Consider the following 26,404-nt stretch of genomic DNA (forward strand, 5'->3'; position numbering starts at 1 on the left):
TCGGGTCCAGAATCCTTGAATTTCGATGCCAGAACAAGACGATGGCTGCGAGAACCTTGGCGGAGGAGTATATTCAGGGGCACCGCGCTTATCGGGTGGCGACGCGCCGCCGGGGTGAACCGCCCACCCCCCAGGTCGCCTGAACATCCTTCCCGTGATCTTTGACGCACCGGCCCTGACGGGCGTCCAGCGCGCACCGTCAGGCGTGATGGGTTTCGGGCAGCCCCTTCGGACCATGCGAAGTGGAGAGGTTAGTCGATGCTGATTGATTTCAATCAAACGATTGATTAACCTGTTCCCATGGGTACCGAGTCCGCTCCGCTTCAGACCCGCAACAGCCTCGTCGAGGCCGCGATTCACCTTTTCGGGCACCGCGGGTTCGGCCAGACGTCGACCCGCGAGCTGGCGGCACGGGCAGGCACCAACATCGCCTCCATCGCGTACCATTTCGGCGGCAAGGCCGGGCTGCACGCGGCCTCGGCCCGCGAAGTTGCCGCCCGGATCGGGGCCGTGCTCGGATCGCCGGAAAACATATCGCCCACCAACCCCACCGAAGCCGCGGCGCAACTCGAAGCGATGCTCCGCCGGTTCGTGGCGTTCCTCGTTGCCGCGCCCGAGGCCCCCGACATCGCCGCATTCATGCTGCGCGAACTGACCGACCCGGGCGAGGTCGCCGACCTGATCTATGCCGAGTTCCTGGAACCGCGCCACCGCATGCTGTGCCAGCTTTGGGGCGTAGCCACCGGCCGTTCGCCCGAAAGCGAAGAGGTCAAGCTGGCCGTCTTCGCGATGCTGGGCCAGGTGCTGTATTTCCGGATCGGGCAACCCTATGTCCTGCGCCGGATCGGCTGGGCGGGGATCGGCCCGGACGAGGCCGGCCGGATCGCCGACCTGCTGTCGGCCAATCTTCATGCGATGATCGAAAGGCACCGGACATGATCGGGTTTCTCTGCGCCCTGCCGCTTGCCGCCGCAATGTTTTCCGCCTGCGCTGCACCTCCGCCCTTCGCGACGGGCTATGTCGAAGGGGAATTCACGCTGGTCGCCCCCGTCGCCACCGCGCAGATCCGCGAGGTCCGCGTCGCCCGCGGCGACCGTGTCCCAGCGGGAACGGTACTGGTCGAGATGGAACGCCGCGATGCCGAAATCGCGCTGGCCGAGGCCGAGGCAGTGCTGGCGCAGGCACGCAGCCATCTGGCCGATTTGAGGGAAGGCAAGCGCCCCGAGGAAATCCGCGTGATCGAGGCGGCGCTCACCTCGGCTGTCGCCCAGGCAAACGAGGCCCGGCGCCAGCGCGAACGGATGACCAACCTCGCCGCCCGCGGCGTGGTGACCGACGCCCAGCGCGATGACGCGATCACCGCCGCCGAGGTCGCAGAGGCGCGGGTTGCCGAGATCGAGGCCGACCTTGCCGTTGCCCGCCTGCCCGCCCGGCCCGAGGCCATCGCCGAAGCCGAGGCCGCCGTAGACGGGGCGCGCGCGGCACGTGATCGGGCGGAATGGAACCTGGATCAACGCACACTGACGCTGGACGCGCCAGTGACCGTGTTCGACGTGATCCGAACACCGGGAGAAATCGCAGGCCCCTCGGCCCCCGTGCTGTCGGTGCTGGGCGAGGGGGCGGTGAAACTGCGCCTCTACATACCCGAGACGGCATTCTCGGCCGTCGGCATCGGCACACTGCTCGCGCTACGCTGCGACGGTTGCACCGATGGCCTGAAGGCCCGGGTCACCTATGTCGCGGACAAGGCGGAATTCACGCCCCCGGTCATCTACTCGCTCGAGAACCGGCAAAAGCTGGTCTACCTGGTCGAGGCACGCCCCCTCGACCAAGGCGACCTGAAACCCGGTCAGATCGTCGACGTCTTCCTTTCGGGCGCCCAGGAATGACCCTGCCGGCGATCTCGGTCACCGGCCTGACCAAGCGGTTCGGCGACAAGACGGTGGTTAACCGGGTGACGCTGTCGGTCGAGCGTGGCGAGATCGCCGGGTTCCTGGGACCGAACGGATCAGGAAAAACGACGACCATACGGATGATTTGCGGGCTTTTGGAACCCGATGGCGGCGAGGGGCGCGTTCTGGGCCATGACATCCGCAGCGAGCGCCGCGCGATTAATCGCAAGGTCGGCTACATGACCCAGCGTTTTTCATTCTACGAGGATCTGACGATCGAGGAAAACCTGCGCTTCGTCGCCGGGCTTTACGGGATGGTACCGGTGGGCCGCATCGTGCGCGACACGCTGGCGGATCTTGGTCTGACGGCACGGCGGGGCCAGTTGGCCGGCGACCTTTCAGGGGGATGGAAACAGCGGCTGGCACTGGCCGCCTGCATCATGCACCGGCCGGATCTCTTGTTGCTGGACGAGCCCACCGCCGGGGTCGACCCAAAGGCACGGCGCGAGTTCTGGGACGAGATCCACCGGCTGGCCGCGGACGGGATGACGGTGCTGGTCTCGACCCATTACATGGACGAGGCCGAGCGGTGTCACCGGATCAACTATATCTCGTTCGGGCATCTGGTGGCGCAGGGCACCGTCGAAGAGGTGGTGCGTGATGCCGGACTGACAACGCTGGTATTGACCGGCACGAACACGCCCCAGGCCGCCCGGCGACTTGCCGGCGCACCGGGGGTCGAGCAGATCGCACCCTTCGGCAATGCGCTGCACGTCGTGGGCCGCGACGCCGCGGCGTTGCGGGCTTCAGTGGAACGCGTGGCGCGGGAAACCGGCACCCGGGCCGCCCCCGCCGACACCAGCCTGGAAGACGTGTTCATCAAGCTGATGAATGACGGAACCGCGGCATGAGCGGCCGCTTTCTTTCCCTTGCACGGCTCTGGGCGCTTCTGACCAAGGAAACGATCCAGATGCGCCGCGACCGGCTGACCTTCGGGATGATGCTGGGCATCCCGCTGCTGCAGTTGATGCTGTTCGGCTTTGCGATCAACACCGACCCCAAGGAACTGCCCGCGGCGCTGGTGGCGCCTACGCAGGACCGGTTCACCCGGGCGATGGTGTCGGCGCTTGAGTTGACCGGCTATTACCGCTTCGTGGCGCCGGACGCGACGGCGGCGGAGGCCGAGGCGATGATCACCAGGGGCGACGTCGCCTTCGTGGTCACGGTGCCGTCCGATTTCGGCCGCCGGGTGGCACGCGGTGAGGCGCCCACGATCCTGATCGAGGCGGACGCGACCGACCCCTCGGTCGCTTCGGGCGCGGTGTCGACGCTGGGCACGGTCGCCGCCGAAGCGTTGCTGCGCGAGTCCGGGGGCGAAGCAGCGGCCGAGGACGAGGCGGCAAGGCGCCTTTCGGTCATCGTGCACCGCCGATACAACCCCGAGGGGATCACGCAATACAACATCGTGCCGGGCCTTCTGGGCGTGATCCTGCAGCTGACGATGGTGATGATGACAGCGATGGCGCTGACGCGGGAAACCGAACGCGGCACGATGGAGAACCTGTTGTCGATGCCCGCGACGCCACTGGAGATCATGCTGGGCAAGGTGGTGCCCTATCTCGCGGTGGGCGCGGTGCAGGTGGTCGTCGTGCTGGTCGCGGCCAGGACGCTTTTCTCGATCCCCTTCGTCGGCAGCCTGCCGCTGCTCCTGGTCGGGGTCCTGGTCTTCGTGCTGGCGCTGGTGATCCTGGGCTACCTGATCTCGACGGTGGCCCGGACCCAGATGCAGGCGATGCAGCTGACGTTCTTCTTCTTTTTGCCGTCGCTGATGCTCTCGGGGTTCATGTTCCCGTTCCGGGGCATGCCGGGCTGGGCGCAGACGCTGGGCGAGATTTTTCCGCTGACCCATTTCCTGCGGCTGATCCGGGCGGTGATGCTGAAGGGGGCGGATGCGGCCACGGTGGCGGGGCCGATGGCGGCACTGGGCCTCTTCGTACTTCTGCTGTCCGGTGCCGCGCTGCTCAGGTTCCGGCGCACCCTGGACTGAGGACGGGCGGGGGGGCCAGCCCCCGTGCTTCGGACTCCCCCTGGGATATTTACGGCCAGAAGAAGGCCCGCGGTCCTTTTTCTTGGTACAAATACCCCGGGTGTCCGGGGGCGGAGCCCCCGGCGGGTCGCCCCGGCGACAGCCGGCGCGAAACTCGAAACCCTTCAGGTCCGGAAGATGCGGTAGATCGCCGGGATCACCAGCACCGTCAGCGCGGTCGAGGACGCGAGCCCGAAGAGAAGCGACAGCGCCAGCCCCTGGAAGATCGGGTCGGCCAGGATCACCGCCGCCCCGATCATGGCCGCAAGCGCGGTCAACAGGATCGGCTTGAACCGGGTCGCGCCCGCCTCGACAAGCGTTTCCACCGTCACCGGCCCGCCGGAATGGCGGATGAAATCGACCAGCAGGATCGAGTTCCGCACGATGATGCCCGCCAGCGCGATGAACCCGATCATCGATGTCGCGGTGAAGGGCGCCGAGAACAGCCAATGCCCCAGCATGATGCCGAGGAATGTCAGCGGCACGGGGGTCAGCACCACCAGCGGCAGCTTGAACGAGCCGAACTGCGCCACCACGAGGATATAGATCCCCACCAGCGCCACGCCGAAGGCCGCGCCCATGTCGCGGAAGGTGACGTAGGTGACCTCCCACTCGCCATCCCAGAGCAGCACCGGGTCTTTCTCAGACAGGGGCTGGCCGTGCAGGCTGATCGTGGGCTTGGGCAGGTCGCCCCAGTCCATCTCGTCGATGCGGTTCTGGACGGCGAGCATCCCGTAGAGCGGGGCCTCGAATTCGCCCGCCAATTCGGCCGTGACCATCTCGGCATAGCGGCCGTTATGGCGGAAGATCGTGTAGGACGCCGCTTCCTCGGACAGGGTCACCACGTCGCCCAGTTCCACCACGCCGCGCCCGCCCGGCAGCGCGTTGGCGGGCACCGGGGTGGCGAGCGTGGTCTCGTCCATCACGCGATCGGAGCGGTCGCGGGCGACCACGATGGGGATCGGCACGCGGCCCTCGCCCCGGTGCGAATAGCCCACGGTCGAGGTGCCATTGAGCAGCCGCATGGTGTGCAGCGCGTCGGCCTCCTGCACGTTGAAGAAGGCAAGGTCCGAGGGGCTCAGTTCGGCCCGGATGCGCCGGGGCTGGGTGCCATAGCTGTCATCGACATCGACGATGAAGGGGATATCCTCGAACGCCTCGCGCACCTTGGCCGCGACCGCGCGGCGGGTGTCGCCGTCGGGGCCGTAGATCTCGGCCAGCAGCGTCGAGATCACCGGGGGACCCGGGGGCGGTTCGACCACCTTGAGCACCGTGCCCATCGGCACGTCGAGCTGGTGCAGCCGCTCGCGCAGGTCCAGCGCGATGGCGTGGCTGGGGCGGTCGCGGGCGTCCTTGCCGGTCAGGTTCAGCTGCACGTCACCGAGGTTCGGCGCCTCGCGCAGGAAGTAGTGGCGCACCAGCCCGTTGAAGTTGAAGGGCTGCGCGGTGCCCGCGTAGGTCTGGATCGAGATCACCTCGGGCAGGTCGAACGCGATCCGGGCCACGTCCTGCGCGACGGCGTCGGTGGCCTCGACCGACGCGCCCTCGGGCAGGTCGATGATGACCGAAAGCTCGGGCTTGTTGTCGAAGGGCAGGAGCTTGACCGTCACATCCTTGGTATAAAGCGCGCCCATCGAGCCGAAGGAGACGACGACCACGGCCAAGAGGAAGGTCAGGCTGATCCATTTGCGGGCCAGGATCGGGCGGACGACACCGGCGTAAAGCCGCCCCAGGCGGCCGCCGGGATGGCCGTGGCCGTCATGGTCGTGCAAGGGCGCGCGCCCTGCGATTTTCAGCATCAGCCAGGGCGTGATCATCACCGCCACGAAGAAGGAGAAGATCATCGCGGCGGAGGCATTCGCGGGGATCGGGCTCATGTACGGGCCCATGAGGCCGCTGACAAAGAGCATCGGCAGGAGCGCGACGACCACGGTCAGGGTGGCGACGATGGTGGGGTTGCCGACCTCGGCCACGGCCTCGATGGCCGCTTGCGTGCGGCTTTTGCCCTTTTCCTGCATGGCCCAGTGGCGGGCGATGTTCTCGATCACCACGATGGCGTCGTCCACGAGAATCCCGATGGAGAAGATCAGCGCGAACAGCGAGACGCGGTTGAGCGTATAGCCCATGACATAGGCAGCAAAGAGAGTGAGCAGGATCGTGACCGGGATCACGATGGCGACCACGATGGCCTCGCGCCAGCCGATGGCGAAGAGCACGAGCGCCACGATGGAAACGGTGGCGAGGCCAAGGTGGAACAGCAGTTCGTTGGCCTTTTCGCTGGCGGTTTCGCCGTAGTCGCGGGTGATCTCGACCGCGACGCTGTCGGGGATCAGGTCGCCTTCCATCTCGTGCAGGCGGTGGAGCACTTCCTCGGCCACCACCACGGCGTTCGCGCCCGCGCGTTTGGCCAGCGCCAGCGTAACGGCGGGGCGGCGGGTGACGGTGCCGTCCGCGTCGCGCGTCAGGCTGGCGACGTGGTGTTCGTCGAGGTCGTGGACGAAGCCGACCTGGGCCACGTCGCGGACATAGACGGTGCGCCCGTCGCGGGCGGTCAGTTCGAGGTTGCCGATCTCGGCGGGCGTGGCAAGCGTCTTGCCGAGTTCCAGCGCGACCTGCTGGCCGCCGTCGCGGACCATGCCAGCGGGGGCGGCGGAATTGGCGCCCTCGATCTTGGCGGCGAGCTGTTGCAGCGTGATGCCGTAAAGCGCCAGTTTCTCGGGGTCGGGGGCGACACGGAGCGCCTCTTCGGTCTTGCCGACCAGATAGGTGAGACCCACGTTCTCGATCTTGACGAGTTCGGTTTCGACCTCGCGCGCGATGCGGGTCAGGTCGGCGGCGGTGATCTCGGTCTGGCCGGGCGCGGGCGCGAAGGTCAGCGCGACGATGGCCACGTCGTTGATGCCGCGGCCCACGACCAGCGGTTCGGGAATGCCCACGGGGATGCGGTCGAGATTGGCGAGGATCTTGTCGCGGACGCGCAGGATCGCGGTGTCCTGGGACAGGCCAACCTCGAACCTGGCGGTGACCATGACCTGGTCGTCATTGGTCTGGGAATAGACGTGCTCGACCTGGTCGATGCCCTTGACGATGATTTCCAGCGGTTCGGTCACCAGTTTCACCGCGTCGACGGCGCGCAGCCCATCGGCCTGGACATGGATGTCCACCAGCGGCACGGAGATCTGGGGTTCCTCTTCGCGCGGCAGGCTGATGAGCGCGATCAGGCCCATGGCGAGCGCGGCCAGCAGCAGGAGCGGCGTCAGCGGCGAGGCGATGAAGCCGCGGGTCAGGTTGCCTGCGATGCCGAGTGGCGTCTTGTGGCCGCCTTCGGGCGTTTCGGGCGTGTCAGTCATTGCCGGTCACCACGGCATCGCCAGCCTTGAGGCCGGACAGGATTTCCAGCATTTCGCCGCCCTCCGTACGGACCGGCTCACCGGGCACGACGGCGCGGCGGACAGGGCCATCGGGACCCTGAACGGTCACGAAATCAAGACCGCTTTCGCGGATCAGCGCGTCGACGGGCACGAGAATCGCCTGGCGCGTGCCCACGGGCAGGCGAACGGGGATGCGGCGGCCGACGAAGCGGCCGTCCAGGCCGTCGACCTCGACATCGGCCAGAACGCGGCCGCCCTCGATCTGGGGATAGACCTTGGCCAGCCGACCGGTTTCGCCATCCATGCCGGACCCCGCGCCAAGGGTGATTTCATCCCCTTCGCGCAGCGCGGTGGCGTGGCGTTCGGGGATCGAGAGGCGCAGGAACACGCCGCCGCCGCCGATCTCGGCCACGGTTTCGCCGGGCGTGATGACGGAGCCGAGCGAGATCGGCACCGAGAGCACCACGCCGTTGTCGGGCGAGAGCACCGCGCCCTCGGTCACCTGCTGTTCCACGACCCGGCGTTCGGCACGGGTGGAGTCGATGTTTCCCTTGAGGACGTCGACCTGCGTGCGCAACTGGTCCAGCCGCTGCTGGGTGATCACGCCGCGTTCGCGCAGCGCCTCGCCCCGGTTCAGGTCGGTCGTGGCGGTGTCGAGCTGGGTTTCCAGCGAACTCAGTTGCGCATCGATGGCGCGCAGCTGGAAGGTCAGCTTGTCATCCTCGACCCGCGCGATTTCCTGGCCCGCCTCGACACGGTCGCCCTCGGTCACCTTCAACTCGACCAGCGTGCCGCCGATACGGGCGCGGGCGGGCACACGGTCACGCGTTTCGACCTGGCCATAAACCGCCTTCCATTCGGTGATTTCTGTCGGCTGAAGTGTAATCTCGGCGGCCATCGCGGGCAGCGCCGCCAGCATCGCGAGGATCGCAAGGATAGGTCTCGGCATCGGTTTCGTCCTCCCGTGGCGGCGACCGGATCGCGGCGCATCGCATCCACCTGTTGCGGACCCGGAATCGGCACAACCCGGGAACTACACATGCATATTTTTGAATGTATGCGCCAGTTGGACAGTATTTTCAAGGAAAAGCTTGATTGCCGAACGCATGAATCTGCAAAGTCTCGAAGTCAGCAGGTGACAGATTCCGCGTCAATCCGGGTCACCAGATGCCGGGACTGAACACCTGGGGCGCGATTTCAGGAAATTGGCCGCGCCTGTCGCAAGCGCAGGGGCGGGATCGCAGGGCCGGGGGCTGTTGCCGGCGGCGTTACTGGTCATCGGGCATGACATCGCATCCATCACTTTGCGTGTCGATTACATCGAAACCGCGTCAAGCTTTCTGTCCGAACTTCTTGTCCGGACTCACTCGGCACCCTATTCTGGGTGGACCGGGGGTGCCCCCGCGCTAGCGGTCCCGAACCGTTCCGATGGCCGAGTATTACAGAGTGGCATTTTCTTTTGGTCGGGGCGCGGAGACCCGGCGCGGAGTTACAGATTTCATCATGGTCCATCCCACAGCCGCAGTTTTCACAAGCAACGGTTCCGCCGGGTCAGAGGACGACCCGGACGGCCTGACCGAATTCGCGCTTGAAACGCTGTTGTCCAGCCCCGATGGATGGCGTCGATTCGCGCGTGAGGCAGCGGCGCGTTGGTCGGCTTCGCCGCCGCTTGCGATCGTCTTCGCCCTGGTGAATGCCTCGGCCCAGATCGAGGCGATCTTTTCCGCCGGCAGCCCCGCGCGCGACGCCGCCCAGCACGGGTTTCGCATCGCCGGGCTGATTTCGGCCGATCTTTACGCGATGGATACGCTGGGCCTGCCGCGCGCCCGGGCGGTCGATCTGACCGCCTATTGGCGGGCGCATGACGACTATTTCCTGACGCTCTGACAACAGGCGCCAGCGCTTGCCAAGCCACGCCGTGACGTGCGACCAATGGCCCACCCCGCGAAAGGTGGCCAGAGCGAACCCGTGCCCCGAACCCAGACTCAAGCGCCAGCCGAAACTCGTCAGGGTACCGCCGCCCTGCCCCAGCTCAGCCATGCGCGCAATCCCGGCATGCCCCTCGACCTGGGTTGGGTGCGCGCGCTGCGCGTGAACCGGTCCGCCGCCGAGCGGCGCACCTCCACCCTGCCCGGCCGCCGGTCCGTCAAGAACACGCACCAGGCCGCGTGGCTGCTGCGTGCGGTTTCGATGATCGACCTTACCACGCTGGCTGGCGACGACACGCCGGGACGGGTGCACCGCCTTTGCGCCAAGGCCCGCCAGCCGGTCCGCGCCGACCTGCTGGACGCGCTGGGGGTGGCGCGTCTGACCACCGGCGCGGTCTGCGTCTATCACGAGATGATCGCCCCCGCCCTCGCCGCCCTGCAAGGAACGGGCATTCCCGTGGCGGCAGTCTCGACCGGCTTCCCCGCCGGGCTGTCGCCCTTTGCCACGCGGCTGGCCGAGATCGAGGCCTCGGTCGCGGCGGGCGCACAGGAGATCGACATCGTGATTTCGCGCCGCCACGTGCTGACCGGCGACTGGGGGGCGCTTTACGACGAGGTGGCGGCGTTTCGCGCAGCCTGCGGCCCCGCGCACCTTAAGACGATCCTGGCCACGGGCGAACTGGGCACCTTGACCAATGTCGCCCGCGCCAGCCTTGTCTGCATGATGGCCGGCGCCGATTTCATCAAGACCTCGACCGGCAAGGAACCGGTGAATGCCACCCTGCCCGTGGGCCTGACCATGGTCCGCGCGATCCGCGCCTATCATGCCGCGACCGGCCACCGGGTGGGTTTCAAACCGGCGGGCGGCATTTCGGCGGCCAAGGATGCGCTGGTCTGGCTAGCATTGATCAAGGAAGAACTGGGCGACCGCTGGCTTGCCCCCGACCTGTTCCGCTTCGGCGCCTCGTCGCTCTTGGGCGACATAGAGCGCCAGATCGAACACCACGTCACGGGCGCCTATTCCGCCGCGTGGCGTCACCCGATGGGATAGCCGCTAAAGATACGCGGAGGAATTTTAGCAATGGCTGACAAAAGTGATTTGCAAGAATGGGTCTTCGAAGCAGTCCACGATCTCGGCGGGGAAGCAACGGTTGCAGAGGTCGCCAAGTACGTCTGGAACAAATACGAACCTGAACTGAAACGCTCAGGCGACCTGTTTTTCACGTGGCAATACGACATGCGATGGGCAGCCGATCGACTTAGAAAGGCAAAAAAGCTGACTCTGGCTGGACGGAAGTGGGCAATCAAGTGACCGTTTCCGATCTGATGGACAGCATGGAATACGGCCCCGCCACGGAAAGCGCGGCCGAAGCGCTGGCCTGGCTGGTGGACCGGGGCGACCGGTTCGGCCACTTCATCGCCGGGCAGTTCACAGAACCCGGCGACGGGTTCGAAGCGAAGAACCCCGCCACCGGCGAGGTGCTGGCGACGCTGACGCAAGCCACCCCCGCCGAGGTGGACGCCGCCGTCGACGCCGCCCGCAAGGCGCAACCGAAATGGACCGGGCTGTCGGGCCATGCCCGGGCGCGTGCCCTTTACGCCCTCGCCCGGCTGATCCAGAAGCATGCGCGCCTGATCGCGGTGCTGGAAACGCTGGACAACGGCAAGCCGATCCGGGAAAGCCGCGACATCGACGTACCGCTGGCCGCGCGGCATTTCTATTACCACGCGGGGCTGGCGCAGCTTCTGGACAAGGACCTGGCGGAGCACGTGCCCCTTGGTGTCTGTGGCCAGATCATCCCGTGGAATTTCCCGTTCCTGATGCTCGCCTGGAAGATCGCCCCGGCGCTGGCCGCGGGCAACACGGTGGTGTTGAAACCCGCCGAACAAACGTCGTTGACGGCGCTTTTGTTCGCCGAACTGACGAGCGAGGCCGGGCTGCCCGCGGGCGTGGTGAACATCGTGACCGGCGACGGGGCGGTGGGCGAAAGAATCGTCACGCATCCCGGTATCGACAAGATCGCCTTTACCGGCTCGACCGAGGTGGGGCGGAAAATCCGCACAGCGACCGCCGGCAGCGGCAAGGCGCTGTCGCTCGAGCTGGGCGGCAAGTCGCCTTACATCGTGTTCGAGGACGCCGACCTGGACTCGGCGGTCGAGGGGCTGGTCGACGCGATCTGGTTCAACCAGGGGCAGGTCTGCTGCGCCGGGTCACGGCTGATTGTGCAAGAGGGCATCGCGGACGCCTTCCATGATCGGCTGCGGGCGCGGATGGCGGCGCTGCGCCTTGGCGATCCGCTGGACAAGTGCATCGACATCGGCGCGATCGTGGACGAAACGCAATTGTCCCGGATCGAGGGGATGGTCGCGGCAGGCGCCGGCGAGGGCGCGCTTTTCCAACCCGACTGCCACATGCCCGGTCGGGGCTGTTTCTACCCACCGACGCTGATCACGGGCCTGTCCCCCGCATCGACCCTGATGCAAGAGGAAATTTTCGGCCCCGTCCTCGTATCGACCACATTTCGCACCCCCGCCGAGGCTGTGCAACTGGCCAACGACACAAGATATGGTCTGGCTGCCAGCGTCTGGAGCGAGACCATCGGCGTGGCACTAGACGTCGCCCCCAAGCTGACCGCCGGGGTGATCTGGGTGAACGGGTCCAACATGTTCGACGCGGCGGCCGGTTTCGGCGGCCTGCGCGAAAGCGGCTTTGGTCGCGAGGGCGGCTGGGAAGGGTTGATGGAATACCTCCGCCCAAAGGGTACGGCGAAACCGCTGAAACCGCTCGCACTGGCGGAAAGGGCGGACAAACCGGCGCCCGCCGACCCGCTGGACCGCACCGCAAAGCTTTATATCGGGGGCAAGCAGGCCCGGCCCGATAGCGGTTATTGCCGCACCGTTTACGGCGCGCGCGGGCGCATCGTCGGCCATGTCGGCCTTGGCAACCGCAAGGACATCCGCAACGCGGTCGAGGCCGCGCGCAAGGCCCAAGGAGCCTGGGCCGCGGCCAGCGCCCATAACCGCGCGCAAATCCTGTATTATATCGCCGAGAACCTGTCGACACGGGCCGGAGAGTTCGCCGATCGGCTGCACGCGATGACCGGCGGGCCAAAGGCCAAGGCCGCGGCCGAGGTCGAAGCCACCATCGACCGGCTGTTCACCTGGGCCGCCCGTGCCGACAAGGCCGCGGGCGAAATCAAGGCCGTGCCGATCCGGGGCACGGCGCTCGCCATGAACACGCCGGTGGGCGTCATCGGTGCGCTTTGCCCCGACGAGGTGCCGCTTCTGGGGCTTGTCTCGGTACTGGCGCCCGCCATCGCGATGGGAAACGCGGTCGTTTTGGTTCCCTCGGACCCCTTCCCGCTGATCGCGACCGATTTCTACCAGGTGCTTGACACATCGGACGTGCCCGGGGGCGTGGTGAACATCGTCACCGGGTCGCACACGACACTGGCCGCGACGCTGGCCGCGCATATGGACGTGGACGCGGTCTGGTCGTTCTCGTCATCAGACATCTCCGCAGAGATCGAACGCGCCGCCGCGGGCAACCTGAAGCGGACCTGGGTCAACCACGGCCGAGCCTGCGACTGGACCGGCGAAGACGGTGAAGGCCGCGCGTTCCTTCGCGCGGCCACCGAGGTCAAGACGGTCTGGATTCCCTGGGGCGCATGACCCTAGTGCCCGCCGCGCCCGAAGAGCCGCCGCCAGACACTTTCGGCGCGGTCGTCCACACTTTCGATGAACTCGCCTGCATCGTCGATAAGGGGTTCGATCCGGTCTTCCTTGAACCTGGCCAGCACGCGCCAGATCCACAGCACGACAAGGCCCAGGATCGAGAGCAGCACGATGTTGAACCAAGGAATGATCCGCTCGTCCGGCCCCTCGGCCGGGCGTACGCCGACTGCGTTCGGGTAGATCGAAAGATACTCGTTGCGCCAGCCATAATGCGTGACCACGACCCATTGCGGCGCATCCTTGGTCGAGACCAAGTCGCGCGCCTCGGCCTGCAGGTTCGAGGTATCGACCTTGAAATAGGGCGGCCAGCCCCAGCCGGTATCCTCGTTGCGATAGACGATGGGCTTGCCGTTCGGCCGGAACGCCTCGATGAAGTGTACATCACGACCAACGGTGCCCTCGGCGGTGCCCGGCGCCGGGTTCGCCCAGAAGATCGAATTATCGCCGAAGTCGATCCGGCGGATATCCGTGTTTGTGATCCGCACGATGTCATGCTGGGGCAGCGTGTAGTGGAAGAAGGAAAAGACCAGGGCGGCGATCACCGCAAGGAAGGTCCATTTGACGTAAACCATCGCAGCCTCACGTGTAGTTGACGATGTAGATGATCGTCGCGACGACGATCATCGGAATGACATAGACCCCGAGGATCAGCTTGCGCCTGAGCGAGCCATCATATTCCTCAAGCCCCTCGCGGATGAAGGCGTCGCGGTCGCCCTCGCGGATGTCCTCGTCCCATTCCCGTTCCAGCTTTTCCCGGCGGACCGCACGCGAATAGAATGACACGCAGACATAGACCACTGTCAGTACCACGATGCCAAGCAGAAGAAATCGCAGCAAGGCGATCATCGGAATCCCCTCGGGGGTGCAGAAACGGGCATACGGGTCATGGTGCCTCGGGTCAGCCGCCTTTCGTCAGATATAGGGAGATAGGGCGCGAATTGCACCCTGCTCCGACGCCGCGGCGCGATTGCTGTGGCGCTTTGCGCGCGCTAGTCTGCGCGCGATGGATGAAGGGACATGGCACAGGCTGGAGGCGGCGGTCGCCGCGCGGCGCGGCGCGTTGGTGGCGCTGACACAGGACCTGATCCGCATCCCCACGTTGAACCCGCCGGGGCGCAATTACCGGGACATCTGCGACTATCTCGCCGCGCGGCTGGCGGCAAACGGCTTCGGGGTGGAACTGATCCGCGCCCACGGAGCACCCGCCGACAGCGACACCTATCCCCGATGGAACCTCGTCGCCCGGCACGAGGGCACGGGCCCGGGCGAGTGTGTCCATTTCAACGGCCATCACGACGTGGTCGAGGTGGGCCACGGCTGGAGCGTCGATCCCTTTGGCGGAGAGGTGAAGGACGGCCGGGTTTACGGGCGCGGGGCCTGCGACATGAAGGGCGGGCTGGCGGCCGCCGTGATCGCGGCCGAAGCGTTTGTCGAAACCTGCCCCGACTATTGCGGCGCGGTCGAGATCAGTGCGACGGCGGACGAGGAATCGGGCGGATATGGGGGCGTGGCATATCTGGCGGAACGCGGCTGGTTCGATCCCGCACGCGTTCAGCATGTGATCATCCCGGAACCTTTGAACAAGCACCGCATCTGCCTCGGCCATCGCGGAGTCTGGTGGGCCGAGATCGAGACCAAGGGGCGGATCGCGCACGGGTCGATGCCGTTTCTCGGCGATTGCGCGGTACGGCACATGGGGGCGGTGCTGGCCGAGATGGAGGAAACGCTGTTCCCGCTGCTGGCGGGCAAGCGGACCGACATGCCGGTGGTCCCCGAGGGCGCACGGAACTCTACCCTGAACATCAACGCGATCCACGGCGGCGAACCCGAACAGGACCCGGATTACACCGGCCTACCCGTGCCCTGCGTGCCTGACCGCTGCCGCATCACCATCGACCGCCGTTTCCTGATCGAGGAGGACATCGCCGAGGTGAAGGCCGAGGTCCACACGATGCTGGAGCGGGTGAAGGCACGGCGCCCCGGGTTCGACTACGAAATCCACGAGCTGTTCGAAGTACTGCCCACGATGGCCGAGCGCGATGCGCCGGTGGTCACGGCCGTCGCCGCGGCGATCGAGCGGGTGCTGGGCCGCGTTCCCGATTTCGTGGTCTCACCGGGCACATACGACCAGAAGCATATCGACCGGATCGGCCGACTGAAGAACTGCATCGCCTACGGCCCCGGGGTTCTCGATTTGGCGCATCAGCCCGACGAATGGGTGGGAATCGATGACATGGTCGACTCGTCACGGGTGATGGCGCTGACATTGGGGGAATTGCTGTTGCGGTGAAGGCGCTTGCCCGCAAGGCCCGCGTTTCGGCCGATGAGATAAGGGCCGCGCCCAAGCCCTGGCAATTGCTCGGCTGACGCGCGGGCCGCATTGCGACTCGACGCGCCCGGAAGACGGCAATCCGGTTCAGGACATCGCCAGAGCGCCCTTCCCGGTTTGCGGGCCAGTGGGGACCCGGCTGTTCGCCAGTGCCGAGCGATGCGGCAAGCCGCAAACGCATTCGAACGCGGCCGCTTCTGGCAAGGGCATCTCGTCTACCGCCGGGGGCGCAGCCCCCGGCGCCGGTCGCCTTGCGCAAGCAAGGCGAAATTCAAATCGTACACAGGGCCACGTTGTCGATCAGCCGCACGCCGTCCAGATGCGCGGCCACCAAAAGGCGCGCGGGTTCGGTCGGCGCATCCAGCGGGGCCAGCGTCGTCGACGACCGCAGTTCGAGATACTCGACATCCGAATAGCCGCCCGCCAACACCGCGGCCCGTGCCGCCGCAAGCGCCCGTGCAACAGGCGTTCCGTCCGCGATCGCCCCCGCCGCCTCTGTCAGCGACGCGTACAGCGCCGGGGCCTTGGACCGCGCCACATCCGACAGCCGCACGTTTCGCGAAGAGAGCGCCAGGCCATCCGGCTCGCGCACGGTGGGGCAACCGACGATCTCCACCGGGATATCGAGGTCACTGACCAGGCGCCGCACCACCATCAACTGCTGGAAATCCTTCTCGCCGAAATAGGCGCGGTCAGCCTGCGTTTGCAGCAAGAGCTTGGTCACGACGGTCGCCACCCCGTCGAAATGGCCCGGCCGGTGCGCGCCGCACAGCCCCTCGCTGACGCCCGAGACCGAAACGGTCGTCGCGAAGCCATCCGGATAGACCTGGTCGGGATCGGGCACATAGATCGCATCGACCGCGAAGGGCGCAAGCTTGGCGGCATCGCTCTCCTCTGTCCGGGGGTAGTTCGCCAGATCGTCGGGATTATTGAATTGCTTGGGATTCACGAAAATCGTGACGATCACCCGGTCGGCGCCCGTCTTGGCGGCCTCGACAAGACTGAGATGCCCCACGTGAAGCGCGCCCATCGTGGGCACGACACCGATCCGTGCGCCTTCGGCCCGCCAGCGCGCGGTCAAATTGCGCAGATCGGCCAGTCGCCGAATGATCGGCGCGGTCATTTCGCATCTCCGAAGATATGTTCAGGCGCGGGAAAACGGCGGGAACGGACATCTTCGGCATAGGCCGCGATGGCGGCGCGCGCACTCTCGCCAAGCTCGGCATAGCGCTTCGCGAATTTCGGTTTGAACTCGGTGAAAAGGCCCAGCATGTCATCGACGACCAGCACCTGCCCGTCGCAGCCAGAAGAGGCCCCGATGCCGATGGTGGGGATCGGAACCTCTGCGGTGATCCGGTCCGCAAGGCTTGCGGGGACCTTTTCCAGGACCACGGAAAACGCACCCGCCTCGGCCACGGTATGGGCATCGGCCAGAACGCGGGCGGCGTCGTCGCCGCGTCCCTGCACCTTGTAGCCCCCCAGCGTATTGATTGCCTGTGGCGTCAGCCCGACATGGGCCATCACGGGGATCGAGCGAGCGGTCAGGAACCGGATCGTGTCGGCCATCGCGGTTCCGCCTTCCAGCTTGACCGCCCCCGCCCCGGTTTCGGCCATGATCCGCGCGGCATTGCGAAACGCCTGTTCGGGGCTTTCCTCGTAGCTGCCAAAAGGCATGTCGACCACCATCAGGGCCCGCTGCAACCCGCGCGCGACCGCCTGGCCGTGCAGGATCATCATCTCCATCGTCACGCCAAGTGTCGAGGGCAGTCCATGCAGCACCATGCCGACGCTGTCGCCGACCAGAACAAGGTCGCATTCCGCATCGACGAGACGCGCGACGGGCGTGGTATAGGCGGTCAGGCAGACCAGGGGCGTATCACCCTTTCGTGCCCTGAACGCACTGGGCGTGATCCGGCGGACCTGTCCGGTTGCGCTCATCCTCTCCTCACTCGGCTATTACCAGGTTGCGCGCTTATACAATGCTGCAACGCAGACTCCAGCCCGTTGCGGCCATGTTGCCACGCCTCGGCCCTTGCCTTGGGCTGCCCTGCGCCGTCAGATGGGGTCATGAGTTGCAAGGGAGAACGCAGAATGCGCCTCGTTCCGACCGCCGCCCTCTGCCTCGCGCTCGGCGCGGGCCAGACCCTCGCCGCCGAAGACACGATCACGCTGGGCATGGTGCTGGAACCGCCCAACCTGGACCCCACCGCCGGGGCCGCGGCCGCCATCGACGAGGTGGTTTACGCGAATATCTTCGAGGGGCTGACCCGGTTCGCCCCGGACGGGTCTGTCATTCCCGCCCTTGCCGAAAGCTGGGAGGCGAATGCCGAGGCCACCGAGTACACTTTCCACCTGCACGATGGCGTCACCTTCCATGACGGCACGACGATGGATGCCGAAGATGTCAGGTTCAGTCTCGATCGCGCGCGGGCCGAGGATTCGACCAATGCGCAAAAGGCGCTGTTCGCCGGGATAGCAGGCGTCGAGGTGGTGGACGCGCTGACCGTGCGCGTGACGCTGAAGGCGCCCGACGGCAACTTCCCGTTCAAGCTGGCCTGGGGAGACGCTGTGATCCTGGCGCCCGAAAGCGTCGAGAGCGCGGCAACGGCACCCGTGGGCACCGGCCCCTTCCGGTTCGACCGTTGGGTGCAGGGCGACCGGGTCGAGATCATCCGGAACGACGCCTATTGGGGCGATGCGCCGTCGCTGGCCCGCGCGACCTTCAAGTTCATATCGGACCCCAACGCGGCCTTCGCCGCGATGATGGCCGGCGATGTCGACGCTTTCCCGAACTTCCCTGCGCCCGAAACCCTGGCGCAGTTCCAGGCCGATCCGCGGTTCCGCGTGATCGTGGGATCGACCGAAGGCGAGACGATCCTTGCGATGAACAACCGCCAGCCGCCGCTGGACGATGTGCGGGTGCGCGCGGCGATTGCCCATGCGATCAACCGCCAGGACATCATCGACGGGGCGATGTTCGGCTATGGTACGCCCATCGGCACCCATTTCGCGCCGCACAATCCCGACTATGCCGATCTCACCGAACTGTCAGCCTACGATCCCGAGAGGTCGAAGGCGTTGCTGGCCGAGGCCGGGCAAACGGACCTCAGGCTGCGTCTTGCGTTGCCGCCCCCCGCTTACGCCCGGCGCAGCGGGGAAATCGTGGCCGCCCAACTGCGCGCGGTCGGGATCGAGACCGAGATCACCAACCTGGAATGGGCGCAGTGGCTGGAACAAGTGTTCAAGGGCCATGATTTCGACCTGAGCATCGTCAGCCATACGGAACCGGCGGACATCAACATCTATGCGAGGCCGGACTATTATTTCGGCTATGGCAAATCCAACTTCGTGGCGCTGATCGACCGACTGACAGGCACGACCGATCCAGCAGCCCGGTCGGCCCTTCTGCAGGAGGCGCAGGCAATGATCGCCGGGGATTATGTCAACGGGTTCCTGTTCCAGTTGGCCAAGACCGGCGTCGCGAATGCGAGGATCGAAGGGCTTTGGGAAAATGCGCCGACCCAGGCCAATGACCTGACCGCCGTGCGCTGGACCGAATGAACCGGCCGTGATCCAAAAGAGCGCCTGCGGCGCGCGCCAAGGCCAAGCCGACCCAACGCGCCGTGCGGGCCAGGGACACGAGCTCCCCCTATTCCCGTGCGCGCAGGACCCGCGCGGGTCGCGCCGCAAGTGGCCGCCAGGCGAAGGCAAGCCCGGCAAGCAGGGTGGCAAGGGCACCGCCCAGCACGATCGCCACGGCAGAGCCCGGTTCGAACTCGTAGCCCCCCATCATCACGAATTCCATGACGGCCCAGCCGGCCACTCCGCCCGCAACGATGGCCACCGCGCCGGCCGCAGCCCCCAGCATGGCCGAGCGCAGTGCGAAATAGGCCAGCACCTGCCCCCGGACAGCGCCCACGGTCTTCAGCACGGCTGACTCGAAGATGCGCGCCCGTTCGCCCGCCGCCGCCGCGCCGATCAGCACGATCACCCCCGTAACCAGCGTCGCAGATGCGCCGTAGCCGATCGCCGCAGCCAGCGAGCCCAGCACCTCGGCCACCCGGTCGATGGCATCCCGCACCCGGATCGCGGTGATGTTCGGATAGGCCGAGGCGAGGTCGCGCAGAATCGCCGCCTCTGCCTCGGGTTCGGCATAGATCGTGGCGATATGGGTGTGCGGCGCCCCCATCAGCGCCGCGGGGTTCATCGCCATCACGAAACCGATCCCGGCCGTCGAGAAATCCACCGCACGAAAGCTTGTGACCGTTGCGGTGATGTCGCGCCCCAGGATGTTCACCGTCACCTCGTCGCCGAGCTTCAGCCCGATTTCCTCTGCCTCCTCGTCGGCAAAGCTCATCTGCGGCGGTCCGTCATAGCCTTCGGGCCACCATTGACCGGCGTTGACGATCGTGCCCTCGGGCGGGGCGGCGGAATAGGTCACGCCGCGGTCGCCCCTTATGACCCAGTGATCGCCCGCGACCTCCTTGGCCGGGCGGCCGTTGATCCGGGTTATGACCCCGCGCAGCATGGGCGCGGTCTCGACCTTGCTAACGCCCGGGTCACCGGTCAGCCGCGTCAGCACCCCATCCAGCTGCTCGGGCTGAATATCGACCACGAAATAGGACGGCGCGCGCTCGGGCAATTCCTGCTGGATCGCGCTGCGCAGGTTGGCGTCGATCTGGCCGATTGCGGCAAGAATCGACAACCCCAACCCCAAGGACAAAACAACTGACGTGGTCTCGCCCGCCGGTCCCCCCACTGCGCCCAGCGCCAACCTGACGGACGTCCGACCGCGCAAAAACCGCGCGCGGGCCAACCGGCGCGCCAGACGCCGGAGCCCCACCGCGGCCAGTGCCAGCAGGCCCAGCGCGGCGACGATACCAAAGGCCGACCACAGCGCCAGTTTCGGCACACCCGAGAACCAGGCCGCCACCCCGATCAGCAGAGCAGCAAGTGCCCCGGTTGCGGCCACATAGATCGGGCGCGGCCAGACCCGCACCCGTCCCGACACGTCGCGGAACAGCGCCGCGGCGCGCACCTCTTCCGTCCGGGCGAGGGGCCAAAGCGTGAAGAGCAGCGCAGTGAGAATGCCGTAAAGCGCCGCCTCGGCCAGCGGCCCGGGATGGACCTGGACCTCGACCGGCACGGGCAGCTGCGCCTGGATGAAGGGTGCCGCCAAGATCGGCGCCAGTGCCCCAAGCACAAGGCCGACAGCGATCCCCAGGCCCGCCAGCGTGCCAATCTGGATCAGGTAGGCCAGCAGGATCGTCCGCCCTTCGGCCCCAAGCGTCTTGAGCGTGGCGATCACCTCGGTCTTGCCGTCCAGATAGGCGCGCACCGCCGCCGACACGCCCACGCCGCCGACCGCAAGCCCGGCCAACCCCACCAGCACCAGGAACGATCCCATCCGGTCGACAAAACGCGTCATCCCGGGCGCGCCGTTTCGCGCATCGCGCCAGCGCATGCCCCTGTCGGCAAAGCGGGCATCGGCGCGGGCCTCGAGCGCGGCCATATCGGCGCCCTCGGGCAATGCGAGGCGGTATTTCGTCTCGAACAGCGTGCCGGGCGCCAGCAATCCCGACCCTTCCAACGCCTCGGTACGGATCAACAATCTCGGACCAAGGCCAAACCCGTCCCCCGCCCCATCCGGTTCGCGCGTCAGGATCGCGCTCAACCTGTATTCGGCCGTACCCAGGCGAAAGTCATCACCGGGCGTCAAGCCCAACCGGTCGGCCAGAACCCGTTCCATCACAGCGCCATTGCCTGCAAGCGCCTCGTCCAATGGGATCGGCGGATCAAGTTCGACCCGGCCATACAGCGGATAGGCGCCGTCGACCCCCTTGACCTGGGTCAGCCCCCGTTCGGTGACGGCGCCGCGCTCGACCACCACCATGGACCGGAAATCGACGATCTCGGACACACGCGTTGCAGTCGCGTCCATCCACGCCCGTTCCTCGGGTTCGGCATAGCGATAGGTCAGCGACATCTCGGCATCCCCGCCGAGCAGCACCGCCCCCTCGCGCTTCAGCCCGCCCTCGATGCTTTCACGCACGGAGCCCACCGCGGCGATGGCCGCAACGCCAAGGGCAAGACAGGCCAGAAAGACATAGAACCCGCGCAATCCCCCGCGCAACTCCCGCCGGGCGATGCGAATAGCGACGGGCAGGCTCATTCCGCCGCCCTCCGCGCCTCTTCGCCCGCGATTCGACCATCGGCCAGGCGCACCACGCGATCACAGCGCGCCGCAAGATCGGCGGCGTGGGTCACCAGCACCAGCGTCGCGCCATGCCGGTCGCGCAGCCCGAACAACAGGTCCATGATCGCCGCGCCATTGGCCCCGTCGAGATTCCCGGTCGGTTCGTCGGCCAACAGGATATGAGGGCGCGGCGCGGCGGCCCGGGCCAACGCCACGCGCTGTTGTTCGCCACCCGACATCTGGTTGGGATAATGGTCCATGCGCGCGCCCAGCCCCACCGTGCGCAACTCCTCGGCCGCCCGGTCGAACGCATCGCGATGCCCGGCCAGTTCCAGCGGCGTCGCCACGTTTTCCAGCGCGGTCATCGTCGGGATCAGGTGGAAAGACTGGAAGACGACGCCCATATGATCCCTGCGGAACCGGGCAAGCTGGTCCTCGTTCATCGCGGTCAGGTCGTGGCCCAGCGCCGTCACCCGGCCCGAACTGGCCCGTTCGAGCCCGCCCATAAGCATGAGGAGAGACGATTTGCCCGACCCCGACGGCCCGATCAGCCCCAGCGTTTCGCCCGGCGTCACGTCAAGCGTGATCCCGTGCAGGATTTCCACCGGGCCGGCATTTCCGGCCAGGGTCAGGGTAACATCGGCGAGAGATAGGATCGGGTCTGCCATTGGGGGCCTTCTGCGAACGGGGCGTGGTTGTGCATATGGGGCATGTGGCCACGCGCTCAAGCTTTTCGCCGCGAAGGCGGTGGTGTTGGCCGGCCTCACGACAACGGCATCGGCCGAGGTGACGATCGCAGCGCTGGGCGACAGCCTGACCCAGGGCTACGGGCTGGCGCAGGGCGACGGGTTCGTCCCGCAACTTCAGGACTGGTTGCGCGATCACGGCGCCGAGGCGACGGTTCTGAACGCCGGTGTCTCGGGCGACACCACCGCGGGCGGGCTGTCGCGCGTGGCCTGGACGCTGACGCCCGATGTCGACGCGATGATCGTGGCGCTTGGCGGCAACGACCTGCTCAGGGGGATCGACCCGGCCGCGTCGCGGGCCAATCTCGAAGGCATCCTGAAGGCCGCCCGCGAGGCCGGAGTCGAGGTGCTGCTCGTTGGCCTCAGCGCACCGGGCAATTACGGCCCCGAGTACAAGGCCGCCTTCGACGCGATGTATCCCGACCTCGCACAGACCTATGGCACCCTCTATTTTGAAAGCTTCCTCAAGGGACTGACGGATCTGCCAGACCGCGGAACGGCGATGCGCGACTACATGCAGCAGGACGGCATCCACCCCTCGGCCGCCGGCGTGGCGCGAATCGTCGAGGCAATGGGACCCGCGGTTCTGGACCTCGTCGAACGCGCGAACGGGTCAGGCTCATAGACGCACCACCCTGCCCGGTTCGAACGCTCTTGCACCGATAGTCACCTTGCACCCGTCCGAGGGACCGGCCGAAGGGCCGGCCCCGAGAGGAAAGGCTTGCGCCGCAGGCGCGCAATCTGATCGGGGCTACCAGCGCAGCCCATGGCGGAGCGCATCATATATGCCGGCATGGATATTGCGCGACGCGATGGCGTCACCGATCCGGTAAAGCACGAAACGGCCATCAGGGTTCCTCGTCGGGAACGGGTCGCCCGAACCGATCAGCGCAGGGTAATCGATCGTGCCAAGATTGATGCTGACGCCCCTGAGCGCATGATACAGTTCATCGAGCGCGGCGGTACCGTGTTCCACCACCACCTGGTCGACCCTGCGTTCATCGGACCAGCCGCGCGCGTGATCGCTGCCCAGCGTCGCCACCAGTTCGTTGCCTTCGCGGCGAATCGCGACCAAGCGGGTATTGATCGTGACCCGCACGTTCGTTTCGGCAAAACTCGTGGCATAGGGCGCGTGGTTCATGCCACCCATCTCGGGGGCGAAGAACCGTTCGGGGCTGACCAGTTCCACTTCCGCGCCCGCGCGGCCCAGAACCTCGGCCGCGCTCATCCCCGGGTGTCCGCCGTTGTCGTCATAGACCAAAACCCGCGCCGCCGGTTTCACCGCGCCCGAAAGGACATCCCAGCTCGAAACGGTCAACTCCACTCCCTCCATCTCGGGGGGCTGCGGCAAGCCACCCGTGGCGATCACCACCACCTCGGGGTTCAGCGCCAGCACGTCTTCGGGCTCGGCCCAGGTGTTATAGCGGATCTCGACGCCCAGCCGCTCGAGTTCCGCCACGCGCCAGTCAACGATCCCCGCCATCTCGCGCCGCCGTGGATTCGCGGTCAACAGGTTGATCTGCCCGCCCGCACGATTCGCAGCTTCCAAGACGGTCACCCGGTGCCCCCGTTCGGCAGCCACGCGCGCAGCCTCCAGCCCCGCGGGCCCCGCCCCCACAATCACCGCGCGGCGGGGGTTTGCGGCACGCGGGATCTCGTGCGGCATCCAGCCCTCGCGGCCCGTAGCGGCGTTGTGGACGCACAGCGCCTCGCCCCCTTCGTAGATGCGGTCGAGGCAATAGGTGGCGCCGACGCAAGGCCTGATGCGGGTTTCCTGGCCGGCAGCGAGCTTGCGGCCGATATGCGGGTCGGCCATGTGGGCGCGGGTCATGCCCACCATGTCGAGCTTGCCAGCCGCCACCGCGTGGCGCGCGGTCGCCACATCGGAAATCTTGGCGGCATGGAACATCGCGATCCCGGTTTCCGCACGCACCTCGCCTGCGAAATCCAGGTGCGGGGCCGAGGGCATGCCCTGCACCGGGATGACGCCGGTCAGTTCGGCATCTGTCGTGATCCGGCCGCGGATAAGGTTCAGGAAATCCACCTTGCCGCTGCCCGCAAGGCGGCGACAGATCTCGACACCATCGGTCCGCGTGATCCCCTTGTCGAACTGCTCGTCGGCGACCAGCCGCAGTCCCACGATGAAATCGGGGCCAACGGTGCCCCGCACCGCGTCCAGGACCGCCCAGGTAAACCGCAGCCGGTTGTCGAGCGATCCGCCCCACTCATCCTCGCGCCGGTTCTGGTATGGCGACCAGAAGGCATCCATAAGGTGGCCATAAGCCTCGATCTCGATGCCATCCAGCCCCGCCGCCTGCATCCGTTGCGCCGCCGCCGCGTAATCGGCCACGATCCGCGCGATGTCCCAGTCCTCCATTTCCTTGGAAAAGGCACGGTGGGCGGGTTCGCGCATGGCCGATGGCGCAAGGACCGGCAGCCAGTCGCCCTTGTTCCACCCCGTGCGCCAACCCAGGTGGGTCAGTTGGATCATCACCGCCGTGCCGTGTTCGTGGCAGGCATCCGCCAGTTCGGCCATCCAGGGCACGATCTCGTCGCGATAGGCCAAGAGGTTCCCGAACGCCTCGGGACTGTCGGGCGATACGACGGCGGATCCCGCAGTCATCGTCAGCGCAATGCCCCCCTTGGCCTTCTCGACATGGTAAAGCCGATACCGCTCCTTCGGCATCCCGTCCTCGGAATAGGCGGGTTCGTGCGCGGTGGACATCAGCCGGTTGCGCAATGTCAGATGCTTCAGGCGATAGGGTGTCAGCAGCGGATCGGTGGACATGGGCGGGCTCCTTCCCGATCAAACTAAGGGAGCCGTGCCGGCACCTCTGGTCAAGGCGCGACCCGTACGGGGGGCAGGGGCGACACGGCGGTCGCCCTGGAAAGCCGACGAATGCAGATGGCGCTTTGCGCGGTCCTGCAGGACCAGTTGTCTGACCGTATTGCAGAGATGGAAGAGGTCATGCACGGGGTCGACGCCGACTCCGCCACGGCCCTCGAGGACAACCTTGCGACGGCACGACGCCTGATGGAGGTCGTAACCGAACGCAATGCGGAATCCGCGGGAACGCGGACCGACTTCAAGACCGCCCGCGAGGCGGCGTTGGCCCGGGTCAGGGCCGCGGAGGGCTAACCCACCGCGGCCCGAAAAGATCAGTCGTCGAGCCAGTCGAAGAAGCCTTCGCCCGCTTGCTCGCGCAGCTTCTTTCCAAGGGCCCAGCCCATCTCGGCGGCGTCCTCGATGGGGGCGCGGTCCTCGCCCTTGATGGATTCGGACCCGTCGGGCCGCAGGATCTCGCCGCGCAGCCAGATCTGGCCGCCCTCGTGCCGGGCCAGCCCGCCGATCGGGGTTTCGCACGACCCGTCCAGTGCCGCAAGGAAGGCACGTTCACAGGCCATTTGCTCACCCGTTGCCTTGTCGTGCAGGGCTTCCAGCATGTGGATGGCCTGGGAGTCGTCCACCCGATGCTCGATCCCGATGGCACCCTGGGCGACGGCCGGCAGCATTTCCTCGGGCTCGATGGTCGATTGCGCGACCTCCTGCATGCCCAGGCGGTTCAACCCGGCCATCGCCAGGAAGGTGGCCTCGGCCACGCCATCGTCGAGCTTTTTCAGCCGGGTCTGCACGTTACCGCGGAATTCCACCACCTTCAGGTCCGGGCGATAGTTCAACAGCTGCGCGCGTCGGCGCAGGGACGAGGTGCCAACGACCGCCCCCTCCGCCAGGTCCTTGATCCCCTTGGCCTTGGGCGAAATGAAGGCGTCGCGGAAATCCTCCCGCGGCAGGAAGGTGTCCAGCACCAGCCCCTCGGGCTGTTCGACGCCCATGTCCTTGGTGGAATGCACCGCGATGTCGATGCGCCCCTCCAGCATGGCATCCTCGATTTCCTTGGTGAACAGGCCCTTGCCGCCGATCTCCTTCAAGGCGCGGTCCAGCACCCGGTCGGCGATCGTGTTGATCACCACGATCTCGAACGCCTCTTCGGGCAGATCGAACGCGGCCATCAGACGGGCACGGGTTTCATGGGCCTGCGCCAGCGCCAGCGGAGACCCGCGGGTGCCGATCTTGAGGGGTGAAGCGGGGGAGGGAAGTGTGATAGCCATGCGCCAAACCT

At 66.7% G+C, this 26,404-nt stretch carries 22 protein-coding genes; 12 read left to right on the plus strand and 10 right to left on the minus strand.

The genetic code is table 11. The features are described 5' to 3' along the window. Positions 1-300 precede the first annotated feature (300 nt). The 4 genes from EV662_RS02270 to EV662_RS02285 are packed head-to-tail and all read left to right on the plus strand — an operon-like array spanning position 301 to position 3,939. Entirely contained in the window at positions 301-939 is a 639-nt protein-coding gene (locus EV662_RS02270) for a CerR family C-terminal domain-containing protein (RefSeq protein WP_132460496.1), read from the plus strand. Beyond that, the gene (locus tag EV662_RS02275) at positions 936-1,889 is read left to right on the plus strand and encodes an HlyD family secretion protein (RefSeq protein WP_207903573.1); all 954 of its coding nucleotides are present in this window, start codon (positions 936-938) and stop codon (positions 1,887-1,889) included. Before EV662_RS02270 ends, EV662_RS02275 begins: the two co-directional genes overlap by 4 nt. Beyond that, positions 1,886-2,803 (plus strand): ABC transporter ATP-binding protein, encoded by a 918-nt coding sequence (locus EV662_RS02280; RefSeq protein ID WP_132460497.1) that lies wholly within the window; start codon positions 1,886-1,888, stop codon positions 2,801-2,803. Before EV662_RS02275 ends, EV662_RS02280 begins: the two co-directional genes overlap by 4 nt. Further along, entirely contained in the window at positions 2,800-3,939 is a 1,140-nt protein-coding gene (locus EV662_RS02285; RefSeq protein WP_132460498.1) for an ABC transporter permease, read from the plus strand. Before EV662_RS02280 ends, EV662_RS02285 begins: the two co-directional genes overlap by 4 nt. Positions 3,940-4,103: 164 nt before the next feature. Here EV662_RS02285 and EV662_RS02290 read toward each other — a convergent pair whose 3' ends face one another. Then, complete coding sequence (locus EV662_RS02290) at positions 4,104-7,328, minus strand: efflux RND transporter permease subunit (protein WP_132460499.1); 3,225 nt, start codon at positions 7,326-7,328, stop codon at positions 4,104-4,106. Beyond that, the gene (locus EV662_RS02295; protein WP_132460500.1) at positions 7,321-8,298 is read right to left on the minus strand and encodes an efflux RND transporter periplasmic adaptor subunit; all 978 of its coding nucleotides are present in this window, start codon (positions 8,296-8,298) and stop codon (positions 7,321-7,323) included. The genes EV662_RS02290 and EV662_RS02295 overlap by 8 nt, the downstream gene beginning before the upstream one ends. Before the next feature lie 554 nt (positions 8,299-8,852). On the opposite strand from EV662_RS02295, the gene EV662_RS02300 reads away from it, so the two are divergent. From EV662_RS02300 to EV662_RS02315, 4 genes are all read left to right on the plus strand, one after another. Next, a complete protein-coding gene (locus EV662_RS02300; RefSeq protein WP_132460501.1) occupies positions 8,853-9,236 on the plus strand; it encodes a hypothetical protein in 384 nt (127 codons plus the stop codon). A 168-nt stretch (positions 9,237-9,404) separates the two neighbouring features. Further along, positions 9,405-10,328 (plus strand): deoxyribose-phosphate aldolase, encoded by a 924-nt coding sequence (gene deoC / locus EV662_RS02305; RefSeq protein ID WP_425056983.1) that lies wholly within the window; start codon positions 9,405-9,407, stop codon positions 10,326-10,328. 30 nt (positions 10,329-10,358) lie between these two features. Continuing rightward, positions 10,359-10,589, plus strand: coding sequence for a hypothetical protein (locus EV662_RS02310; RefSeq protein WP_132460503.1), 231 nt, complete (start codon positions 10,359-10,361; stop codon positions 10,587-10,589). Then, complete coding sequence (locus EV662_RS02315) at positions 10,586-12,949, plus strand: aldehyde dehydrogenase family protein (protein ID WP_132460504.1); 2,364 nt, start codon at positions 10,586-10,588, stop codon at positions 12,947-12,949. The genes EV662_RS02310 and EV662_RS02315 overlap by 4 nt, the downstream gene beginning before the upstream one ends. A 2-nt stretch (positions 12,950-12,951) precedes the next feature. Here the strand turns inward: EV662_RS02315 and EV662_RS02320 are convergent, their stop codons facing one another. Then, the gene (locus EV662_RS02320) at positions 12,952-13,584 is read right to left on the minus strand and encodes a DUF1523 family protein (protein ID WP_132460505.1); all 633 of its coding nucleotides are present in this window, start codon (positions 13,582-13,584) and stop codon (positions 12,952-12,954) included. Positions 13,585-13,591: 7 nt separating this feature from the next. Beyond that, positions 13,592-13,858 carry a hypothetical protein gene (locus EV662_RS02325; RefSeq protein WP_132460506.1) on the minus strand — a complete coding sequence of 89 codons (267 nt, stop codon included), beginning with the start codon at positions 13,856-13,858 and terminating at the stop codon, positions 13,592-13,594. Between the two features lie 157 nt (positions 13,859-14,015). Here EV662_RS02325 and EV662_RS02330 point away from each other — a divergent pair, with 157 nt between their 5' ends. Continuing rightward, on the plus strand, positions 14,016-15,302 hold the full coding sequence (locus tag EV662_RS02330; RefSeq protein WP_132460507.1) for an acetylornithine deacetylase/succinyl-diaminopimelate desuccinylase family protein: 1,287 nt from the start codon (positions 14,016-14,018) through the stop codon (positions 15,300-15,302). A gap of 310 nt (positions 15,303-15,612) precedes the next feature. Here EV662_RS02330 and panC read toward each other — a convergent pair whose 3' ends face one another. Beyond that, complete coding sequence (gene panC, locus EV662_RS02335) at positions 15,613-16,464, minus strand: pantoate--beta-alanine ligase (protein ID WP_132460508.1); 852 nt, start codon at positions 16,462-16,464, stop codon at positions 15,613-15,615. Then, positions 16,461-17,279 (minus strand): 3-methyl-2-oxobutanoate hydroxymethyltransferase, encoded by an 819-nt coding sequence (gene panB / locus EV662_RS02340; protein ID WP_132460509.1) that lies wholly within the window; start codon positions 17,277-17,279, stop codon positions 16,461-16,463. Before panB ends, panC begins: the two co-directional genes overlap by 4 nt. Positions 17,280-17,432: 153 nt before the next feature. Here panB and EV662_RS02345 point away from each other — a divergent pair, with 153 nt between their 5' ends. Next, a complete protein-coding gene (locus EV662_RS02345) occupies positions 17,433-18,902 on the plus strand; it encodes an ABC transporter substrate-binding protein (protein ID WP_132460510.1) in 1,470 nt (489 codons plus the stop codon). Positions 18,903-18,990: 88 nt separating this feature from the next. Here the strand turns inward: EV662_RS02345 and EV662_RS02350 are convergent, their stop codons facing one another. Both EV662_RS02350 and EV662_RS02355 read right to left on the minus strand, forming a co-directional pair. Next, a complete protein-coding gene (locus EV662_RS02350; protein ID WP_132460511.1) occupies positions 18,991-21,513 on the minus strand; it encodes an ABC transporter permease in 2,523 nt (840 codons plus the stop codon). Then, entirely contained in the window at positions 21,510-22,205 is a 696-nt protein-coding gene (locus tag EV662_RS02355; RefSeq protein WP_132460512.1) for an ABC transporter ATP-binding protein, read from the minus strand. The genes EV662_RS02350 and EV662_RS02355 overlap by 4 nt, the downstream gene beginning before the upstream one ends. Positions 22,206-22,287: 82 nt before the next feature. Between EV662_RS02355 and EV662_RS02360 the strand changes: the two genes are divergently transcribed. Further along, on the plus strand, positions 22,288-22,908 hold the full coding sequence (locus EV662_RS02360; protein ID WP_425056984.1) for an arylesterase: 621 nt from the start codon (positions 22,288-22,290) through the stop codon (positions 22,906-22,908). Positions 22,909-23,034: 126 nt separating this feature from the next. On the opposite strand, the gene EV662_RS02365 is transcribed toward EV662_RS02360, so the two are convergent. Continuing rightward, entirely contained in the window at positions 23,035-25,071 is a 2,037-nt protein-coding gene (locus EV662_RS02365) for an NADH:flavin oxidoreductase (RefSeq protein ID WP_132460514.1), read from the minus strand. Between the two features lie 111 nt (positions 25,072-25,182). On the opposite strand from EV662_RS02365, the gene EV662_RS02370 reads away from it, so the two are divergent. Then, the gene (locus tag EV662_RS02370) at positions 25,183-25,422 is read left to right on the plus strand and encodes a hypothetical protein (protein WP_132460515.1); all 240 of its coding nucleotides are present in this window, start codon (positions 25,183-25,185) and stop codon (positions 25,420-25,422) included. Positions 25,423-25,442: 20 nt separating this feature from the next. Here the strand turns inward: EV662_RS02370 and hemC are convergent, their stop codons facing one another. Next, entirely contained in the window at positions 25,443-26,393 is a 951-nt protein-coding gene (hemC, locus tag EV662_RS02375; protein WP_132460516.1) for a hydroxymethylbilane synthase, read from the minus strand. Positions 26,394-26,404 lie beyond the last annotated feature (11 nt).

This window comes from Rhodovulum marinum (assembly GCF_004343075.1).
Lineage (GTDB): Bacteria > Pseudomonadota > Alphaproteobacteria > Rhodobacterales > Rhodobacteraceae > Rhodovulum > Rhodovulum marinum.

What these genes read in the sequence shown, in the direction of transcription:
- EV662_RS02320 (WP_132460505.1), bottom strand. Translation starts at nt 13,584, where the DNA reads ATGGTTTACGTCAAATGGACCTTCCTTGCGGTGATCGCCGCCCTGGTC.
- panB (WP_132460509.1), bottom strand. Translation starts at nt 17,279, where the DNA reads ATGAGCGCAACCGGACAGGTCCGCCGGATCACGCCCAGTGCGTTCAGG.
- EV662_RS02365 (WP_132460514.1), bottom strand. Translation starts at nt 25,071, where the DNA reads ATGTCCACCGATCCGCTGCTGACACCCTATCGCCTGAAGCATCTGACA.
- EV662_RS02295 (WP_132460500.1), bottom strand. Translation starts at nt 8,298, where the DNA reads ATGCCGAGACCTATCCTTGCGATCCTCGCGATGCTGGCGGCGCTGCCC.
- deoC (WP_425056983.1), top strand. Translation starts at nt 9,405, where the DNA reads ATGCCCCTCGACCTGGGTTGGGTGCGCGCGCTGCGCGTGAACCGGTCC.
- EV662_RS02355 (WP_132460512.1), bottom strand. Translation starts at nt 22,205, where the DNA reads ATGGCAGACCCGATCCTATCTCTCGCCGATGTTACCCTGACCCTGGCC.
- EV662_RS02280 (WP_132460497.1), top strand. Translation starts at nt 1,886, where the DNA reads ATGACCCTGCCGGCGATCTCGGTCACCGGCCTGACCAAGCGGTTCGGC.
- EV662_RS02330 (WP_132460507.1), top strand. Translation starts at nt 14,016, where the DNA reads ATGGATGAAGGGACATGGCACAGGCTGGAGGCGGCGGTCGCCGCGCGG.
- EV662_RS02325 (WP_132460506.1), bottom strand. Translation starts at nt 13,858, where the DNA reads ATGATCGCCTTGCTGCGATTTCTTCTGCTTGGCATCGTGGTACTGACA.
- EV662_RS02310 (WP_132460503.1), top strand. Translation starts at nt 10,359, where the DNA reads ATGGCTGACAAAAGTGATTTGCAAGAATGGGTCTTCGAAGCAGTCCAC.
- EV662_RS02370 (WP_132460515.1), top strand. Translation starts at nt 25,183, where the DNA reads ATGCAGATGGCGCTTTGCGCGGTCCTGCAGGACCAGTTGTCTGACCGT.
- panC (WP_132460508.1), bottom strand. Translation starts at nt 16,464, where the DNA reads ATGACCGCGCCGATCATTCGGCGACTGGCCGATCTGCGCAATTTGACC.
- EV662_RS02285 (WP_132460498.1), top strand. Translation starts at nt 2,800, where the DNA reads ATGAGCGGCCGCTTTCTTTCCCTTGCACGGCTCTGGGCGCTTCTGACC.
- EV662_RS02350 (WP_132460511.1), bottom strand. Translation starts at nt 21,513, where the DNA reads ATGAGCCTGCCCGTCGCTATTCGCATCGCCCGGCGGGAGTTGCGCGGG.
- EV662_RS02270 (WP_132460496.1), top strand. Translation starts at nt 301, where the DNA reads ATGGGTACCGAGTCCGCTCCGCTTCAGACCCGCAACAGCCTCGTCGAG.
- EV662_RS02290 (WP_132460499.1), bottom strand. Translation starts at nt 7,328, where the DNA reads ATGACTGACACGCCCGAAACGCCCGAAGGCGGCCACAAGACGCCACTC.
- hemC (WP_132460516.1), bottom strand. Translation starts at nt 26,393, where the DNA reads ATGGCTATCACACTTCCCTCCCCCGCTTCACCCCTCAAGATCGGCACC.
- EV662_RS02345 (WP_132460510.1), top strand. Translation starts at nt 17,433, where the DNA reads ATGCGCCTCGTTCCGACCGCCGCCCTCTGCCTCGCGCTCGGCGCGGGC.
- EV662_RS02275 (WP_207903573.1), top strand. Translation starts at nt 936, where the DNA reads ATGATCGGGTTTCTCTGCGCCCTGCCGCTTGCCGCCGCAATGTTTTCC.
- EV662_RS02300 (WP_132460501.1), top strand. Translation starts at nt 8,853, where the DNA reads ATGGTCCATCCCACAGCCGCAGTTTTCACAAGCAACGGTTCCGCCGGG.